The following is a 15,957-nucleotide window of genomic DNA, read 5'->3' on the forward strand; positions in this document are numbered from 1 at the left end:
GGCAGGTCAGCAGAGCCGTATACCCGGGCGGGGGGACTGTGGAGCGGCGGGATGTTCAGGGACATTACGAGCGGCTTGCTGCCGACTACGACGAACATTGGGCATATGGGCCGCACCACATCACCTGGATGTCTGCACGCATAGTCGAGAGCCTGCATCTGTCTTCCGCTGACCGAATCGCCGACATCGGCTGCGGCACAGGGATGTTCGCACGCGAGGTGGCCCGGATCATCAACCCGCAGCAGGCCATCCTCTGCGTGGACCCATCACTGGCGATGCTGCACCAGATCGGTACGCCACCACCCGCCGGCCTGACGCCGATCGCAGCCTCGGCAGAAGACTTCGCTGCTGGAAGCACCCAGTTACCGTACGAGCAACTGGACGCCATCTGGCTGAAGGAATCGGTGCATCATGTCGCCGAACCCGCCACCACCCTGCATGGCCTGGCCGGTCGGCTTGCCCCCGGCGGTCGCCTACTCGTGGTCATGCTGCCGACCAGCATCGAGTACCCACTGTTCCAGGCGGCGCGCTCCCGCTTCACAGAACTCCAGCCCGACCCCGAACTCATGGTCGACCACCTACGGGCGGCCGGATTGCAACCCCAACTTCGTTATGTAGAGCACGAGTTGCATCTTGATCGGGACAAGTACATCGGCATGGTGCGGGCCCGCTACATGTCCGTGCTCTCCACGTTCAGCGACAGCGAGATCGAGAAGGGAATCGAGGAGATGAGAGCCGCGCATCCGGAGCCGGTGCTCGCCTTTCCAGACCGCTTCGCCTTCTTACTGGGCGTGAAACCAGGTGAGGGGCGATGAGCATGGTGGTGGACGAACGGCTGCAACGGCTCCGCAGCGAGCTCGATGACCACTCCCGTGTCGCCGACCGTCTCGGTCTTGACCTCGAACGTCCCTTACGCAGCCTCAATGACGGCTACCCGGAGAACGCAATCTCCCTCGTCGGCAAGCTGACGGAGAAGCTTCTCAAGGAACTGTGGCGGCACCATGGCATCGAGGGCGACCCATCGGGCCGAGCCCTTAATGACCTGGTCAAGCGGTGCCAGCCGCATATCCGCAGCAGTACCGTCCTGAACGCGCTGGATGACATCCGCCGTCTGCGCAACCGGTCCACGCACGACGGCTACGACATCTCCGACGAGGACGGGCTGCTCGCGGTACGCCGACTCGTCGACGTTCTGGTCTGGTTCACAAGTACCAGCAGCTCCGCCCTGCTGGGCGGAGAGCCACACATGGATCCCGAGGTCGCCCGTCGCTGCGAGTTCCTCGCCGGGCTATACATCACTCTCGGCTACCGTCAAGCCAAGCGATTCGTCCTTACCTCCGACACGGTCTACCAGCTCTTCTGCCGTGAATCGGGCATGCGCCTGGAGTACGTCGAGCTGATGGTCTCGCAGGACGTGGACGACCTGCGCGCCGTACTCACCTCCAATGACGGTGAGCTGCTACGTACCCGCCTGCCCAAGCTCACCCGATTCGTCATCCTCGACGAGGCCAGTGACGACGAAGAGTTGCCCGGGCCTGTCCGCGAACTGCTCGGCCGCGACTACCGGCTGGTGCGCTACGACAGCTTCATCGACAGGCACGTCGACCTTGCCGCCCACCTTGCCGACGTGACCCCCGCGGACCGTGCCGAGCCACGCAAGGCTGTCACCGCCACCGTGCTGTCAACCGACGCCCACACGGGAGAGTCCCTCATCCACACAGCCGAGGACGCAGCCACCCTCCTCGGCCGCCTTGCCCATGGCCAAGCCAACGTTCTGATCACCGGTCGTCCCGGCAGCGGTAAAAGCACACTGCTCCGAACGCTGGCCGCGGACCCCGACGCGCGGCGGTTTCGCTTCTACTTCGACCTCAGCCTCAAACCGAGGGACGAGACCTTCCCCGAATACGCCGCACGCCTGCTGTCCCCGTGCATGACCGCGGACCGCTCCCGTGCGTACGACCTGTTCCTCTACCTGATCCGGTCCGGCTCTGCGTTGTGCGTCCTGGACGCGGTTGACGAAGGCGTGGACGAGGCCAGCCCCGCCGGCTTCCTGCGACTCTTCGCGGATCTGGCCCCGGTGCTCTCCGCTGAGTCCACGGTGGTCATGAGCTCGCGGGTGTCGTTCCTCGCCGACTCCCCCCAAGTCCGTCAGCTCTTGGACAGCGGAGCCGCCCGGTCCGAACAGCTGGTTGAGCAGATGTACGCGAACGGAGTCGACCCGGCCCGAGTACCGCACTTCCACCTCCTACGGCTCGCCGACCGCGATGCCACGTTCCTGGAGAAGCGACTGACCGCCCTCCTCCAACCTGCCTCGCCCCAGCCTCTCGACGCATTGCTCGGCACACACATCACAAAGACCCTCGCAGACCAGGGTCAGGTCGATACCGAAGCGCGGCTGCCGGCAGTCTTCGGCAGGGCCTTCCTCACCGATCAGACGGTCTTCTCCCTCCTCGACCTGCACCGCGACCTTGGCCCTGGCGCCTTCATCGACGGCCGTCTCGAACTCGACAACTGCGTGCTCGCTCCACTGCTGCGGCCGGCCGGTCCGGACCAGGTCGCCTTCGTCCACACCGCCTACCAGGAGCTGCTAGCTGCCCGATTCCTCGCCGCCCCAAGCGGTCGTGAAGAGGCGGCAGACCTGCCTGGCGGTGCCTTCATCACCGAGCAGGTGCGAGCCTTCCTCGCCCGCATCCCGGCGGTTGTTCCTACCGACGATTGCGTCCTTCCCCCTGGGGTTCACCTCGTAGGCCCGGCCGAACGTCTCTTGTTACGCCGCGTACGACACGCGATCCGATTCGACCGCCATGCCGTCACGGTCGCCCGCTACCGCCGCTTCCTCGATGCCCTACGGCCCGACGGCACCTCGCCCTGGGACCACCCTGACCAGCCAGACAACATCACCCACACCCCCTGGACCGACCGGCTCCGCGAAGCGGATTACTACCGCAATGCCCGCTACGACGACTACCCAGCCATTTGTGTCAGCTGGTGGAGCGCCTTCGCGTTCGCAGCTTTCGAAGGCAAGCGCCTGCCCACCGCACTGGAATGGGAAGCCGTCGCTCGCGGAACGGACGGCCGTCTCTTTCCCTGGGGCGACGAAGCGGACGGCGCGCCGGTCAACTGCGCTGACACCTGGGTCGGTCACCCCGTGGTGACCTTCCACGCCTGGCAGCAGGAGTTCGCCCACGAGGCACTTCGCCGAGCCTGGGTCACCCCGGTCGGCGACAGGGCCACGAACCGCTCCCCGTACGGCATCACCGACATGGCAGGGAACGTCTGGGAATGGACCTCCACCAGCCTGGATGACGCCGGCGAAGCGGTCATCTGCGGTGGCAGCTACGACAATCCGCTGCGCGCCGTGCAAGCGAGCAGCAAGGGCATCTACCGGAAGCGTGGCTGCAGTAACGCGGTCGGTTTCCGTTGTGTACAGGACATCACCGACCCAGAGGCAGCCATCTCATGAGCGAGGCGCGGCACGGCATCATCGTCGACCGCCGGCCCACCGGCGGAGGACAGACCGGAACGGTGGGCGCCTTCATCGTCCAGGACGAGGCGGACGGTCGTTACTACACCTTCGACTACACGCAGATCGTCACCGAAGGCTTCCGCACCATCCGTACGGGCGAACGCGTACGGTTCCATGCGGCCACAGACCGCCCCGGTGGCGCGGAGTTCGTGGTCAGGCTCGACCAGCCAGACCCGGCCGAGTACTACCGATGACCATTGATTTAGAGGCGATTGCCGGGGCGCGGCAGATCCTCGTGGTTGTGCTCCCAGTACGGTTGCTGCGCACTCCGGACTGGGCGGAGGGGCCCTTCCCGTTCGAGGTCGGCAGCAGACGGACGGATGCAGCCACCCGCGCGACCTATTTCGCACCCGCCTCCGCCAGAGTGCTGTACGGGTCGTCGGATCGTCCCTGTCGCTGGCATCGGATGATCTCAATCGTCCATGATGGGCTGCAGCTGCAGGGCTTGGAGCTGCTGCGTACCGCCGCGGGACGAAGCCACGGGCACGGTCTGGCGGTGTTGCACTTCACCGTGGACAGACCACTGCTTCCGGTACTGCGAGCGATCGGCCACCGGCCCTACGCCGGCCGCGACCCACTCACCGGTCCATTCGCGCCGCAGCAGCTCTTCGGGCCGGTGGCCGAAGTTCGAGACGACACTGACGCGTTAGCGATCGCCCGCCCTTACACCATCGCCCTCCTCACGCCTGACGCCCACCACACGCCCGCGCTTCGGCCTGAGCCCACGGCAGAACTGCCGGCTACCGCCGACTCCTGGCTGTGGCAGCTTGCATCCCGTTCCACACCACGCGACTTCCCCCTCGCTCCGGAAACGGCAGCGGACGAATTCGATCAAGCTGTGCGCATCTCCGCCGACTGGAGTGCTCTCGTGCTGCGGCATAGCGCCGCATTCCTCGGTCATCGCGCCGACGCCGGCGAGGGCGACTTCTACGACTTCGCGGCCTTGCACGCCCGCACGGTCTACCTCGACGCACTCCTCCTGGGCACACTCCAGCGCGACCACATCGACCAACTCACCGACGAACTCTCCGGAGTGTTCGACGGCCCGCACCTATCCGCCCAAGTCGGCTCGCTGGAAAGGAACATCGCGCTCTTCCGCAGCACTTACTGGCGCCAGCACCTCACCGCCCACGGCCCGGCGAACGAACTACTTCTTGCCTTCCAGGCTCAGTACCGATTGCCCGAGCGTTTCGCAGAGATACTGGCCGAAGCCGCGGACTACAGCCGACTGGTCCAAAACCAGGAAAGCCAGCAGATCAGCGGCGCTCTCGGAGTCCTCACCATCCTCGGCCTCCCCCTCGGTACGGCTCTCAGCGTCCTCCAGGTCCTCGGCGACCAGTCCACCGCCCACCTGCTCGTCGCCCTCGGCCTGTCGATCGTCGCCACCGCCGCTGCCCTCACCACACGGTACGGACGCCTCGTCGTTTCCTCCCTCCGGGGTGGTGCTGGCCCTGAGCCGCCCGGCTAAGGGCGTGCAGATCATCAAACTGTGGGACGCGGGTGACGTGCCCGGCGCAGAATCACCAGCATGTTCACCCCTGATTCCGGTGCCTCCGCCAGCGACTCGGCCTCCGGTGGTTCCCGGCCGTCATCGCCGGGCGCGACAGATGCTGTGCTCCCTGCCGTCGCGATGGGCGGCAAGGTGCCCTTCAATCGTCGCGTCTACATGGTGATCGAGGTCATAGACCGCCCCGAGGAAATCGATCTTCTGACTCAGTTGTGCGAGTCATTGGGTTGGCCCGTACGGCTGCCGCTCGCCCAGGAGACGTCACTGGCGCCGCAGGGCGACTGGACCGTCAGGATCGTCGAAGCGCGTATACGCAGCGTGCGCGACGGGGCGGTGCAACAGGCGGTGGCCACGTTCGACACGCTTGCCCAGGACGCCGACATATCCGCGAATTGCCGAGACGCCACGCTGGTGGAGCCGGTGCACCGGCCCCTCATCGAATGGCATTTGCGCGGCAGGCGCCAGTCACCCACTCGGCACCTGCGACACTCAGCACATCTGCTGACGAGGACCGCTGGCCACGATCAGGCCGCTGGCACCGTGCGCCTCGTACGCATCCCCACCTCGCTTGACGAGCCGCGTCTTCGCCGGTTGGCCCGCAGCCGTCGTTCCGCGCGTACCGAACTCTCCCGGCATCCGCTGCCGGGGCGTGAGTTGGACGCCGATCGGCACGTGCTGACGATGCCCAAGACCCGTGTGGCGTGGCAGACGGCCGCCATGCTGGGCCTGCTCTTCGTGGCGGCGATGCTGATCCTGTTCGGCGCCGGTCTGTGGTCGGCGATGGGTCTCGACGATCCGCGCGTCGGCGCTCCCGTCCTGTTGCTGATGGTTACCTACGTGCTGGTGGGCACGGTACTGGCCCTTCGCGATACGGCAACCCATCGGGCCGTCCCATGGCTTCTTCCCCTTGCTGCACCGCTGGCCGTGCCGCTGGTCCCGTGGCTCGGGACGCTGGTCCAGCGCGCCTATCTGTCGCCGTTCGAGTTGGAATTGCCGCCAGGGAAGGAAGGGGTCGGAAGCGTCCTCGCCGGCACTTGGGTATTGTCCGTGTTCCTCGGCACGTTGTTCCTTTTCATCGCCTATCTCGGCTGGATCCGATTTCTGAACTCGTCGGTGGACGCGCGGGGTTCCTGGACGTCGTGGACCTTCATGCTGAGCGTCGGCACCGGCCTGGCAATCGCCTTCTCCCTGGTCGTTCTGCTCGGCGCGGGCCAGAGCGGCGTAGCAGACCGACGGCTGGCGGCTCAGGGCAAGGACATCCCCGAGTACTTCGGCCTTAGCGCCGACTATGTCTGTGTGGCGCTGCCCTCCGGTGACACCCCGTACTACGGCGTCCGCCCGCCGACCGATCGCCCTGTCATCTCCTTCGGCCAGACAGGCGACCGCATCGAGCTCTGGATCCCCAGCGCCCGACAAAAGGCAAGCCTCCGCCTTGAGGATGCCCGCATCAGGGTGGTGCCCCACCTCGACTCGTCTTGCGGGACGGCCGAGTGAGCTCCATGCTCCACGTGCCGTCGAGGATGCGGATGCCCAAATCGATGCCCTCGCCATGACCCAGCATCGATTCCACGGGGACGGGAACTACACCCTCCTGCCCCGACCACCCCGGCACCCCGAGCGCGGACAGCGCAGCCCCGATCGTCTGACCGGCAAAGGCACCACTGCGGCCTGCGGCTGCATTACTGCGCAGCTCGGAGCTGACCGGCATGCCCGAAGTGGAACTGAACCGCCTCGTCGACGAAATGGAGCCTGATCTGGCCGGGTTGCGTGAGCGTGAACGGCTCCGTCAACGCGGGGGTGAGCGACGCCGTGCTCCCGGAGCAGGCGCCAAGGACAAACTGACCACGGCCGACCGAGTCCTGGCCACCCTGCTCTACCTGCGCAAACTTGGCGCCCGATACCTGCCAGCCCAGCTCTTCGGCGTCAACGGCAGCACCCTCACCCGGGCGGTTCACCAAGTCCAACCCTTACTGGCCGAGCGGGGCCACGCCATCGGGCCCGACGCCATCAGGTTCCGCACCCCCACTGATGTGACCGCCTTCCTCGCCCTGATCAAGACGGCATGTTGATTCTCTGCGAGCCACCTAAGCGCACACCTGCACTTGGCAAGCAGCCGCGAGGGGCACCCTTCGTCGGAGCCGCGGATCAACATCAGCCACACCGTGATCTCGTCCGCGTGCCACCACGATGAAGCGGAACAACGGCAGTACCACCGCCGACAGCCCCGACCGCAAGCCACTCCCGGCCGGCGCCCATGTGTGCCGGTTTCGTCGCAGGGCTGCTCGCATCGCCTAGCACTCTGAGCGGTGTGTCTACACCAGTTTTCCGGCCCGGCCAAACCTGGGGTTTTCCGGACCCTCGACACCCCAACCACCCGATCTTGCGGAGGGGTAGTGATGTCCGGACCCACCCACGATGGCGACAAGTCTGTGCGCATACCTGATCACGACCTGGACGACCTCGTGTCCACAGTCGCGCGGCTGGTCGCGGAGAGTCGCAAGCAGAGCGAAACGCTCGCCCGGCTCACCGACGACCCGCCGCTCACAGAGGCTGACGAGCCTGTGGACCGCACCGTCGAGCCCGGCGCGGTGCCGGTCAGCGGCCGGAGCGCGGACACGCAGGACTCGCAGCTCGACGGCCCTTCGTCCGTCTTCATCCTGGCGCTCGACGGCAAGGCATACGCCGAGGAACTCGCCGCGCTGACCAGTTGGGTGCATCACCTGCTCCTGCCGGTCTACGGCAGGGAGATCACCACCGGCCGCCCATGGTGCCAACAGTGGCAAGAACACCCCGAAGCCGTCGCCCGGCTGCACGCCCTCTGGCTCGCCTGGCAGCAGCTCACCGACGTCGAGACCGGCCTCACCGGCCCCTCGACATGGCACCGCGACCACCTCGACCCAGCGCTGCTCCAACTCCGCACGCCGGACGGGCCCTTCGCCGCGTGCACCACCAGCCCGGCCCGCCCCAACCACCGGCTCCTGGCCTCGCCCGAGCCTGCCGGAGTCTGACATGGCGAACACCTACGCCCCGGTGCCGGACTACCGGATCGAGGGCTTCGAGGCCGCCACAGAGCGGATCGAGGAGGGCTTCCTCTCGCTCACGCTCTCGGACGACATGTTCGTGCCCCTTGCCGAGCACCACAGCCCTGACGGCCGCGACACATATCTGCTGCTGTACGACCGCGCTGCGATCTGGGGCATCCCCGGCATGGCGGAGTACGTCTCACTGCACATCACCCGGGACATTGAGCAGCGAACATTCGACTTCGAGTACGAGAGCCACCCTGTCATTCCGCTGGCACAGAACTGGCTTATCCGCCAGGGCTGCCCGGCCGAATCGGCGGAGCTGTCCAATAACCACGGGCCCCGGCCCGCCGACGCGCTCACGGCCCGCCTTGATGATCTGCTCAGGGCCAACCCGGACGACCGGTACAAGGTCATCGACCACTACACCCACAACCCGTCTTCCTTCGACTTCGGCCTCGAGGTGCGGACGCTCGTCTACGACAGCCACCCCGGCTCCGCAAGCGCTCCGTACCGCCTCTTCCTCGAAGAGACCACCAAGGACTTTCGGTCCTACACGGTGCGGGAGGGAGCCTTCGCCACCGCCGAAGCAGCAGATATCTGGGCCATGGAGCAGTCCACTCCGCTCCCCCTGGCACCGGCACCCCAAGGCACGGTCGGCCTCCGGGCAGAAGCTGCTCGCGCCTGCTCAACGGTCAAGGCCGGCAGCCTCGCCGTAGCCCCGCCTCCCGTCGCACCACCTCGGTCTACGGCGGCTGCGCCGGCACCTCCGCGTCGGAGCGCGCCGTGAACCGGGCCCGGTACGCCTTCGCGGCACACCCCGAAGCCCTCGCCGACCTGCGATCCGTCCCAGAGGACATCCGCGACCTGGCCCTGCTGGAACTGCAACACCTGGTCCACGGCAACGAGCGCGGAGCCGCCCTGCAACGCGAACTGGCGGGCTGCCACAAGGTCTACGTAGATCCGGAAACCCGATGGCGGCTCGTCATCCAGTACCGGGACGCTCCGACCTCCTCCCAGCACAAACGGGAGATCTACCTCCTGGCCGTCGGCGAGCGTCAGGACCATGCCGCCTACCGAACCGCAGCGCGCCGACTGGAGCGCGAGCGGGAGGCATCCGCCAGTACGCCACCTCTCGGGCGTCGCGCCCAGGCAGCCAGGGCCCGCTCCCCACACGGCCGCAGCCAGGCCAACGCCCATCCGCAGGCACCTGCGGCTCCCACCGCGCAGCCACGGGCCCGACGCACCCGCTCGTGATCCCCAGTTCTTCGCACAGCACCGCACGAAGGATGTTCATGTCTCCCTCCACCCCGCCGGGACTCGGTACACGGCTCGTCGCCGACGCCCTTGGAGTCGACCGCCCCACCGACTTGCTGGCCCGGTACAACTTCCTCAGCCCGCACGGCCAGATGGCTGCCCTCATCGTGGACGCCGCCTGGAAGGTCGACGACCTCGACCACAAGATCGTCCAGGCTTCCCGGTCCGCCTACCGAGAGCTGCAGGCGATCGAGCAAGGCGTCGGCAGCACGGTCCTCGGCACGATCGGCGCGGACATCACCATCCTCGCCGAACGCCGCGGCCAGAGCGCCGATCATCTGAAGGCTCTGACCAGCGCATACAGGCGCTCGGTACCTCAAGCCGAGGACTCACCGGCCACGGAGCGACGCCGCTCCGCGTCCCGCGCACAGGCCACATCGACCCCGGCTTCCCCGGCACGGGCCGCAGCCCTGCGCACGGCTGCGGCACCGCCTGTCCCCGCTGCCCCGATATCCCCCGCCGTCACCTCACCCGCGCCCGCAGAACGCCCCGTGCGCTCCCGCTGACGGCGCACGATCGATACTCAGAGAACTGGACATGTACGACCACACATCGGCGAAAGACCCCACCCAGGACGTCCGCCACGCGATCGGCCGCCTCGCCCCTCGCTGGACCACCTGGACACTGCAGACCATCCAGCAGCACGGCCAGATGCGCTTCACAGAGATCGCCTCAGCGCTGCCGTGGATCGGAACCCAGAACACGCAGTGGGTTCTGCGACGCATGCTCACGGACGGCCTCCTGGAACGACCGCAGCTCGGGCTCTACGAGGTCGCCCCGCTCGGCCGCCACGCACACAACGCCCATCGCGCGCTTGCTTCCTGGCATCGCGCGCACTTCGCCGAGAGCGGCCCGGTGCTCGCCAAGGCGGAGCGGACGGAGGATGCCCTGCGCCGGCTGCGCGGCAAGGGCGCGGTCGACGTCCTCCACGCCCTCTCGCAGCACGGCCCACTTCCGAACGGCGAATTGCGCGACGCGGCGGGACTCGCCACAGGCTCCTTCCATTACCGCGTCCAGCAACTCCAGGAGGATCAGCTCCTCACCCGCACCGGCCCCTCCAACCGCGCGTACGACCTGACGCCAGCCGCTCAGGCACTCGGGCCCGTGTACGTGGAGCTGGCTGCCTTCGAGTCGATGGCCTCACGCACCACTGTGCGACACAACCCCACAACTCGGCCGACGGCCGACATGGCGAGGGCCAACGCGGCTGTACGGCGGACCCCCTCGGCTTTCCCGGGGTTGTTCTCTCACGCCCCAGAGCCACAGCCGCGCGTCCCGGTCCACGTCTCGGCGCTCTCCCGCCCATCCCGGACCAGGTGATCCACATGCCCACAGTCAGACCCCGCAGCCACAACGGCGCCCGCGCACGTTCCAGTGCGAGCCGCGCGGGCGCCCGTGCACCACCCCTTCGGAGTTGTTCTCATGCCCACCACCGACCCTCACGCCCTCGACCCCGCCGCCGATGTCTTCATCACCCCCGCTTACCTCGCCGGTCCCGGCACTGATGACGGCATCTTCAACACCCTTGACTCTGCGACAGGCTGGACCAAGGTCGTGGCTTTCGGCGAGGACACGTACTACACCAGTCCGTGCCAGCGCGTGCGCATCGCCAATGTCATGGACAGCCACTACGGCGGCTGGACGTTCTCGTATGCCGAGGACCCGCTCGGCGTACCGGACTGGATTACCACCTTCGACCGCGACACCCCCCGAGAGATCGTGGCGGCGTTCGCGGACACGCTCGTCGCCGGGCTGCCGAACAATTTCGCCGACTACCTCAGCGGCGGCGAGCACCACACCGGGCATACGCCCGCCACCGTGTTCTCCAGTCATCAGTGGGAGGCCGTCCGCGGCACGCGGCCGTTCCGGATGGTTTCGCCCGACGGTCACGCCGCCTACCGGATACGCGGCGGCTGGCTCCACGAGTACGACGAGCTACTTGACCCGGAGAAGTCGACCTGGCGCATGTCCGCCGGCCCTGACCCCGTCTCCGCGCCGAGCTGGCAGGCGTACTTCAGCCGGGGCACCCCCGAGCACCTCATGACCGCCACGGCCGACGCCCTGACCGACCCAAGGCCCGTCGTCCGCGCTGCATTCCTCATTCCCGACCGCCACCGCTCCCTGGTCGAGACCCAGCCCCTGCGCCCCGACCAGGCGACTTCGCGCAGCACGGCTGCGCTGGCCCGCAGTTCGCGCACCAACGCGATGCACCAAGTCCAGCCTGCACCAGCCGCATCCGCTCCCGTCACGCCCGTCAACGCTGGCTCGCGCCGTCAACGCTGACACCCGCACCTCACCCGGAGATCCGATCCCCCATGCCCGCCCACGCTCTGACGGGGACTTCTACGTTTCCCCGGTCTACCTCGCCGGCAACACCTTCACCGGTGACCCCGCACTCCAGCCGCTCCTCGACCAGGGGTTCCACCTCCAACACGACGAACTGGCGAACGTCTTCGCCACCTCGCCCGAACAGCACATCCGGCTCGGCTACCTCCCCGAAGGCGAAGTCACCGACCTGTGGAAGATCGCGGTCCACTCCGACCCGTTCGGCCCGGCCCGCTGGCTGGCTGGCTGGCCACCTTCGACAACAACACCCCCACGGAACTCGTCACCGCCTGCACCACCGCCCTCGCCCACGGTTACGCGCAGGGCCACGACACGTACCTCTACGGCGGCACCGGCAGGGACCAAGGCTTCCAGCCGCTCATCGGGGCCGGCTGGCGCACCGACAAAGGGCCGCACCTCAGCGTCTCGGTCGCGCCCGACGGACTGGCGTCGGCCCGTCGTCAAACGGTGCCGGTCGGCCCATGCTGGCCCGAGTCGCGCTTGCCCTCGGCTTCGGCGCCGACCAACTGCGCCAGGTCCTCCACGCTCAGCTCGATTCGTCTGCCGTCGGCCAAGCGGGCCCGGCCCAGGGACGCGGCCTCCGCGTCATCGACGGCCTCGTCGTAGGTACGGATCTCTTCGCTCTCCAAGTCGGTCCCTTCCACCGCGATCGGGTCGCCCCCGGGACAGCCTCTGGGGAGACCGATTCATTCCCCCTTGCCTGGACAACAGCGGTTGTCCCCGTTGCCAGTTCGCCCACGGCAGACGCACACCGCGGGACAGGACTGGAGACCCGCCGCAGACCATGTCAACGTACGGAGTCGGGAAAACCCGCAGGTCAACGAAGGGTTCGCTGCTCGTGACACTCACCGCCACCGCCCCGTTCCAGGCTCCCGCTGGGCTTCCGTTCGCCGCCCTCGGCGAGCGTGAGTGGCTGCTCGACTGCCACTCCGCGAGCCCCGTCACCGACCTCCTCAAGAACCAGGGCTGGGACGTCGTCTCCGACCTGGACGGCAACGTCCACTGCTCCAGCCCCGACCAGCGCGTATACGTGGGATTCCTCGCCGAGAGCCCCGCAGCGGCGCGCGGCGAGCTGTGGCACATCAACATCAAGGGAACGGACGGCACAACGGCCTGGCACCAGACCTTCGGGCCGGAAGTCCCCGCACATGCCGTCGCCGGATTCCTCGCGGCTCTCATCGCCTTCCCCAGCCGCTATTGCTCCTGCATCTGACGCCTGCCCGGCGAATGCCGAATCCCCTTCCCATCTGACCAGGAGGCCGCCTCATGCCCCGCCACTCGATCACCGTGACCGCGTATCACGCGGACGACACCATCTGCCCCTCAGAACATCGGCACACCACGGGCGGTACACCGCTCACCGAGGCATGCACCGGACGGGCCCGATTCCTCGCGACGTGCAGCTGCAAGGAATGGACAAGCCAACCATCGTCCACGAAGTCCTACGCCGCCGAGCAGGGGAAACGGCATCGCGCCGCCCACATCCCGGCGAAATCCGCAGCGCCGTCGAAGGGCCCTGCCGTGCTGCGCGAGCTACTGCGATTCGACGCAGACGTCTGAACCGGACCCCCAGACGCTGCAATCCTCCCGATCCGCACTTCCCCTTCGTCCAGGAGGCCGCCTTGCCGTACCAGATCACCGTCCGCCAGTTGATCCACCAGCTCCAGACCGTCGACCCCGACCTGCCCGCGTACTTCGCCATCAACCCGGACTGGCCCCATGCCCACCGCATTGGCCGCGTCATCGAGATCTCGGGAGCGAACGGTGCTGTCTACATAGCCGAGAACGGCCAGGAGGGCGTGCTGCCACCCGCGGTCCGTAACCAGCTGAACTGGGCAGTTGCGTGAGCCGCGCCCGCTCGCGCCCCTCGGCGGAGCCGATCAGCCTCACGGCCCCGTATCTGATCCTGAGTGATCTCGTCCGTCGGCCCATGCCCAAGTCCGCACGCGGCGCCATCCTCCGCTCTGTACCGCTGCTGCCCACCGAACCGATCCGCGCAGCCTGGGCGCCCGCCCAGAATCCCAACCGACTCCGCCCTGGCTCCATCCTGCTGGACTGGGCGCCGAGTCTCGACGGCAGAATGGACGTCACGGCTCGCCTCGGCCTGGCCACAGCGGAGGTCGTCCTCGCCACCTGGCCGGGCCTCCGCGGCGACTGGACCCCCATCGTTCGTCCCACGCTGTTCGAGGTCATCAGCCTTCACGCCGCGTTGTCTGTGGCCGTCGACGCCCTGCATCTCGCAAACCACCTGGCCTCTGCCTGACGGCCGTTCATTCAGACCACCGAGGGCTGCCCACACTGGGGCAGCCCTCTCGGCGTATGGGGTCTCGGAGCCAAGGACCTCTCGCACTGCTCTGGAGGTCCTATCCGGTTCTCGCTTCGCCTCGGCTGCCCGCTTCAAGCGCTGATCCCAGTCGTCATGGCGACCGTGTCCTGCGCGCCGCGCGGCACCGAGCCACGTCATCCCGACCACCTTCAGCTCATGCATGGCGTGTCGGAGCGAGTCGGCCACTTTCGCCACTCCACGCGACCCGGCAACCGAAACTGCGGCCAGGATGGCGGCGCACTGCAACTCGCCAGGCGGACAGCTCGCCGAGTGTCCGGCCGGGCCACCAGGGCGTACGACATGATCTGCCTCATGCAACCCGAAGTCATAGCCGCGTACATCGGTGGAGGCGGTGCCCTCGTTGGCGTGATCCTCGGAATCGTCGGCACTCTCGGCGCAGCCCGGATACAAGCCCACGGAGCGCACGCCCAGGCGGACGCCGCTCGCTCTGCCGCCGATGCGCAGACAGCCGCAACACATACTGAGTGGAGACGCACTCAGCAACGCGCCGCATATGGGGACCTCATGCGCGCTGCCGCCCGCGTCGCTCACGCCGTCGAGCGCAAGAACTCCGACGCTGACGCCATAGCGGCAGCGCTGCGCGAGGTCAACGACGCCCTTGCCCTGGTCGACCTTGAGGGCCCCAGCAGTCTGCGCCCGCTCGCCCAGCGGGTCGACCGCTGCTGCGCTGCCGCCGTCCGGGCCACAACCGGACCGGTCGCACCACTGACACGGGCCCTCGCTGACCTCGCCGAGAACATCACGCCCGAGCTCCTCGCCGAGCTCCTCGATACCCTCACCCTCCGTGTTGACCATATGTCGCCGGTCCGTGAGTACCTCCGTGTTCCACCGACCCACGGAAACACCGGGCCCCAGGGACTCGATCCCGAACTGCTGCCAGTGGCCGCGCCCGTAGCCGAGGCCGCACAAGTCGCTGAGACCGAGGCCCGCGACCTCATGCGCCGACGTCCCCGCAGGTCTGCATTCGAGTTCCATGACGATGTGATCGGCCTCGCGCGCAGCTTCGAGGCTCGTGGCATCCTGAGCCCCTGGCAGGCGTACGTGTTCGTCCTGGAGACATTCAGCCCTAACCAGAACAACGCGCTAAGGAGGGCCCACGCCGTAGAACAGCTTGACGACGCCCGCGGACGCTTCGCCGAGGCAGCCCGCGCGTACCTCGACACGCCCCCGCCCGTCACTCTCAATGGCGACCAAGGCCAGGCCGCCGCGCGGGACGTTACGCGGTCGACCGACTGAGATCGAGTGCGCAGCGATAAAGCGCCATCCTGCGAGCCGTCGGCGGAGCCAATGCAGGGAAGCACACAGCAGGGAGGGCAGTGCCCGTGATTGTGGACACGGAAGGTGTCCGAATTAGGAATGCGGGGCCGAGCCCCGGGACTCGGCCCCGGGGCTGATCAGGCCAGGTAGGTACCGGCCAGCGTGCCGTCATACCCCGCAGCCTGTGCCGCGGCCTCCAGGCTCGGGAAGTCCTGGCCGATACCTTCTCCGATCATGGTCTGGTAGTCCACGCGGGTCAGTTCGCGCTCGACCCACTGGTGCGAGCAGCGGCAACGGATGCTGATCTCGTTGCGGTCGCAGATCACCATCCAGTCCCGCCGGGCGCCGCACTGCGGGCACATGACGGCGATGCCGGTGATCCGGATTTCCTCGGGGTGCGTAGTCGCGCGGAGACCGATGTTCCCGCCGGCGGGCTGCATCTCCTCCTGAAGCCGCAGCAGCGGGTCGTTGCCAGAGGCCGTCCCCGGCAGAGAAGTTCTCGGGGTCTGGAGGTCTTCGCTGAGCATCCGCATCGTCTCCTTGTCTCTATTGACCAGCACTAACAGGATTGGCGGCCAGTGTCTATCTGTTTGTTGTGCTACAGCGCCTCGCGCCACGTTGACGGGGGTCGTTG

At 67.5% G+C, this 15,957-nt stretch carries 18 protein-coding genes and 2 pseudogenes; 17 read left to right on the forward strand and 3 right to left on the reverse strand.

The annotated features are described in order from the left end of the window. Window positions 1-38: 38 nt before the first annotated feature. From KI385_RS14155 to KI385_RS14210, 12 genes and pseudogenes are all read left to right on the forward strand, one after another. Window positions 39-815 (forward strand): class I SAM-dependent methyltransferase, encoded by a 777-nt coding sequence (locus KI385_RS14155; protein WP_238572560.1) that lies wholly within the window; start codon window positions 39-41, stop codon window positions 813-815. Then, complete coding sequence (locus tag KI385_RS14160) at window positions 812-3,463, forward strand: SUMF1/EgtB/PvdO family nonheme iron enzyme (RefSeq protein WP_238572561.1); 2,652 nt, start codon at window positions 812-814, stop codon at window positions 3,461-3,463. Before KI385_RS14155 ends, KI385_RS14160 begins: the two co-directional genes overlap by 4 nt. Further along, the gene (locus KI385_RS14165; RefSeq protein WP_238572562.1) at window positions 3,460-3,720 is read left to right on the forward strand and encodes a hypothetical protein; all 261 of its coding nucleotides are present in this window, start codon (window positions 3,460-3,462) and stop codon (window positions 3,718-3,720) included. Before KI385_RS14160 ends, KI385_RS14165 begins: the two co-directional genes overlap by 4 nt. Next, the gene (locus KI385_RS14170) at window positions 3,717-4,994 is read left to right on the forward strand and encodes a hypothetical protein (protein WP_238572563.1); all 1,278 of its coding nucleotides are present in this window, start codon (window positions 3,717-3,719) and stop codon (window positions 4,992-4,994) included. Before KI385_RS14165 ends, KI385_RS14170 begins: the two co-directional genes overlap by 4 nt. A 60-nt stretch (window positions 4,995-5,054) precedes the next feature. After that, window positions 5,055-6,527, forward strand: a complete 1,473-nt coding sequence (locus KI385_RS14175; RefSeq protein ID WP_238572564.1) for a hypothetical protein — start codon at window positions 5,055-5,057, stop codon at window positions 6,525-6,527. A 19-nt stretch (window positions 6,528-6,546) separates the two neighbouring features. After that, window positions 6,547-7,102 (forward strand): annotated as a pseudogene (locus KI385_RS14180) (helix-turn-helix domain-containing protein); the annotation flags it as partial. Window positions 7,103-7,429: 327 nt separating this feature from the next. Further along, window positions 7,430-8,041, forward strand: coding sequence for a DUF4913 domain-containing protein (locus KI385_RS14185; RefSeq protein WP_238572565.1), 612 nt, complete (start codon window positions 7,430-7,432; stop codon window positions 8,039-8,041). 1 nt (window position 8,042) lies between these two features. Further along, window positions 8,043-8,846, forward strand: a complete 804-nt coding sequence (locus KI385_RS14190) for a hypothetical protein (RefSeq protein ID WP_238572566.1) — start codon at window positions 8,043-8,045, stop codon at window positions 8,844-8,846. After that, the gene (locus KI385_RS14195) at window positions 8,843-9,313 is read left to right on the forward strand and encodes a type II toxin-antitoxin system RelE family toxin (protein WP_238572567.1); all 471 of its coding nucleotides are present in this window, start codon (window positions 8,843-8,845) and stop codon (window positions 9,311-9,313) included. Before KI385_RS14190 ends, KI385_RS14195 begins: the two co-directional genes overlap by 4 nt. A gap of 38 nt (window positions 9,314-9,351) precedes the next feature. Then, on the forward strand, window positions 9,352-9,879 hold the full coding sequence (locus KI385_RS14200) for a hypothetical protein (protein ID WP_238572568.1): 528 nt from the start codon (window positions 9,352-9,354) through the stop codon (window positions 9,877-9,879). 31 nt (window positions 9,880-9,910) lie between these two features. Further along, window positions 9,911-10,693, forward strand: a complete 783-nt coding sequence (locus KI385_RS14205) for a winged helix-turn-helix transcriptional regulator (RefSeq protein ID WP_238572569.1) — start codon at window positions 9,911-9,913, stop codon at window positions 10,691-10,693. 102 nt (window positions 10,694-10,795) lie between these two features. Next, entirely contained in the window at window positions 10,796-11,656 is an 861-nt protein-coding gene (locus KI385_RS14210; protein WP_238572570.1) for an SPDY domain-containing protein, read from the forward strand. 10 nt (window positions 11,657-11,666) lie between these two features. On the opposite strand, the gene KI385_RS14215 is transcribed toward KI385_RS14210, so the two are convergent. Next, window positions 11,667-11,909: a hypothetical protein gene (locus KI385_RS14215; protein ID WP_238572571.1), complete on the reverse strand. Its 243-nt coding sequence runs from the start codon at window positions 11,907-11,909 to the stop codon at window positions 11,667-11,669. On the opposite strand from KI385_RS14215, the pseudogene KI385_RS44580 reads away from it, so the two are divergent. Continuing rightward, a pseudogene (locus KI385_RS44580) lies at window positions 11,891-12,004 on the forward strand (DUF317 domain-containing protein); the annotation flags it as partial. The gene KI385_RS14215 and the pseudogene KI385_RS44580 overlap by 19 nt on opposite strands. A gap of 155 nt (window positions 12,005-12,159) precedes the next feature. Here KI385_RS44580 and KI385_RS14220 read toward each other — a convergent pair. Beyond that, window positions 12,160-12,348, reverse strand: coding sequence for a hypothetical protein (locus tag KI385_RS14220; protein WP_238572572.1), 189 nt, complete (start codon window positions 12,346-12,348; stop codon window positions 12,160-12,162). A gap of 209 nt (window positions 12,349-12,557) precedes the next feature. Between KI385_RS14220 and KI385_RS14225 the strand changes: the two genes are divergently transcribed. The 4 genes from KI385_RS14225 (at window position 12,558) to KI385_RS14240 (ending at window position 15,302) form a co-directional block, all read left to right on the forward strand. Continuing rightward, the gene (locus tag KI385_RS14225) at window positions 12,558-12,932 is read left to right on the forward strand and encodes an SPDY domain-containing protein (RefSeq protein ID WP_238572573.1); all 375 of its coding nucleotides are present in this window, start codon (window positions 12,558-12,560) and stop codon (window positions 12,930-12,932) included. Window positions 12,933-13,341: 409 nt separating this feature from the next. Beyond that, window positions 13,342-13,566 (forward strand): hypothetical protein, encoded by a 225-nt coding sequence (locus tag KI385_RS14230; protein WP_238572574.1) that lies wholly within the window; start codon window positions 13,342-13,344, stop codon window positions 13,564-13,566. A gap of 83 nt (window positions 13,567-13,649) precedes the next feature. Continuing rightward, entirely contained in the window at window positions 13,650-13,982 is a 333-nt protein-coding gene (locus KI385_RS14235) for a hypothetical protein (RefSeq protein WP_238572575.1), read from the forward strand. A 375-nt stretch (window positions 13,983-14,357) separates the two neighbouring features. After that, window positions 14,358-15,302 (forward strand): hypothetical protein, encoded by a 945-nt coding sequence (locus tag KI385_RS14240; RefSeq protein WP_238572576.1) that lies wholly within the window; start codon window positions 14,358-14,360, stop codon window positions 15,300-15,302. Between the two features lie 158 nt (window positions 15,303-15,460). Here the strand turns inward: KI385_RS14240 and KI385_RS14245 are convergent, their stop codons facing one another. Further along, complete coding sequence (locus KI385_RS14245; RefSeq protein ID WP_238572577.1) at window positions 15,461-15,850, reverse strand: hypothetical protein; 390 nt, start codon at window positions 15,848-15,850, stop codon at window positions 15,461-15,463. Window positions 15,851-15,957: the final 107 nt, after the last annotated feature.

Source organism: Streptomyces inhibens, from assembly GCF_022221585.1.
In the GTDB taxonomy this organism is placed as follows: Bacteria; Actinomycetota; Actinomycetes; order Streptomycetales; family Streptomycetaceae; genus Streptomyces; species Streptomyces inhibens.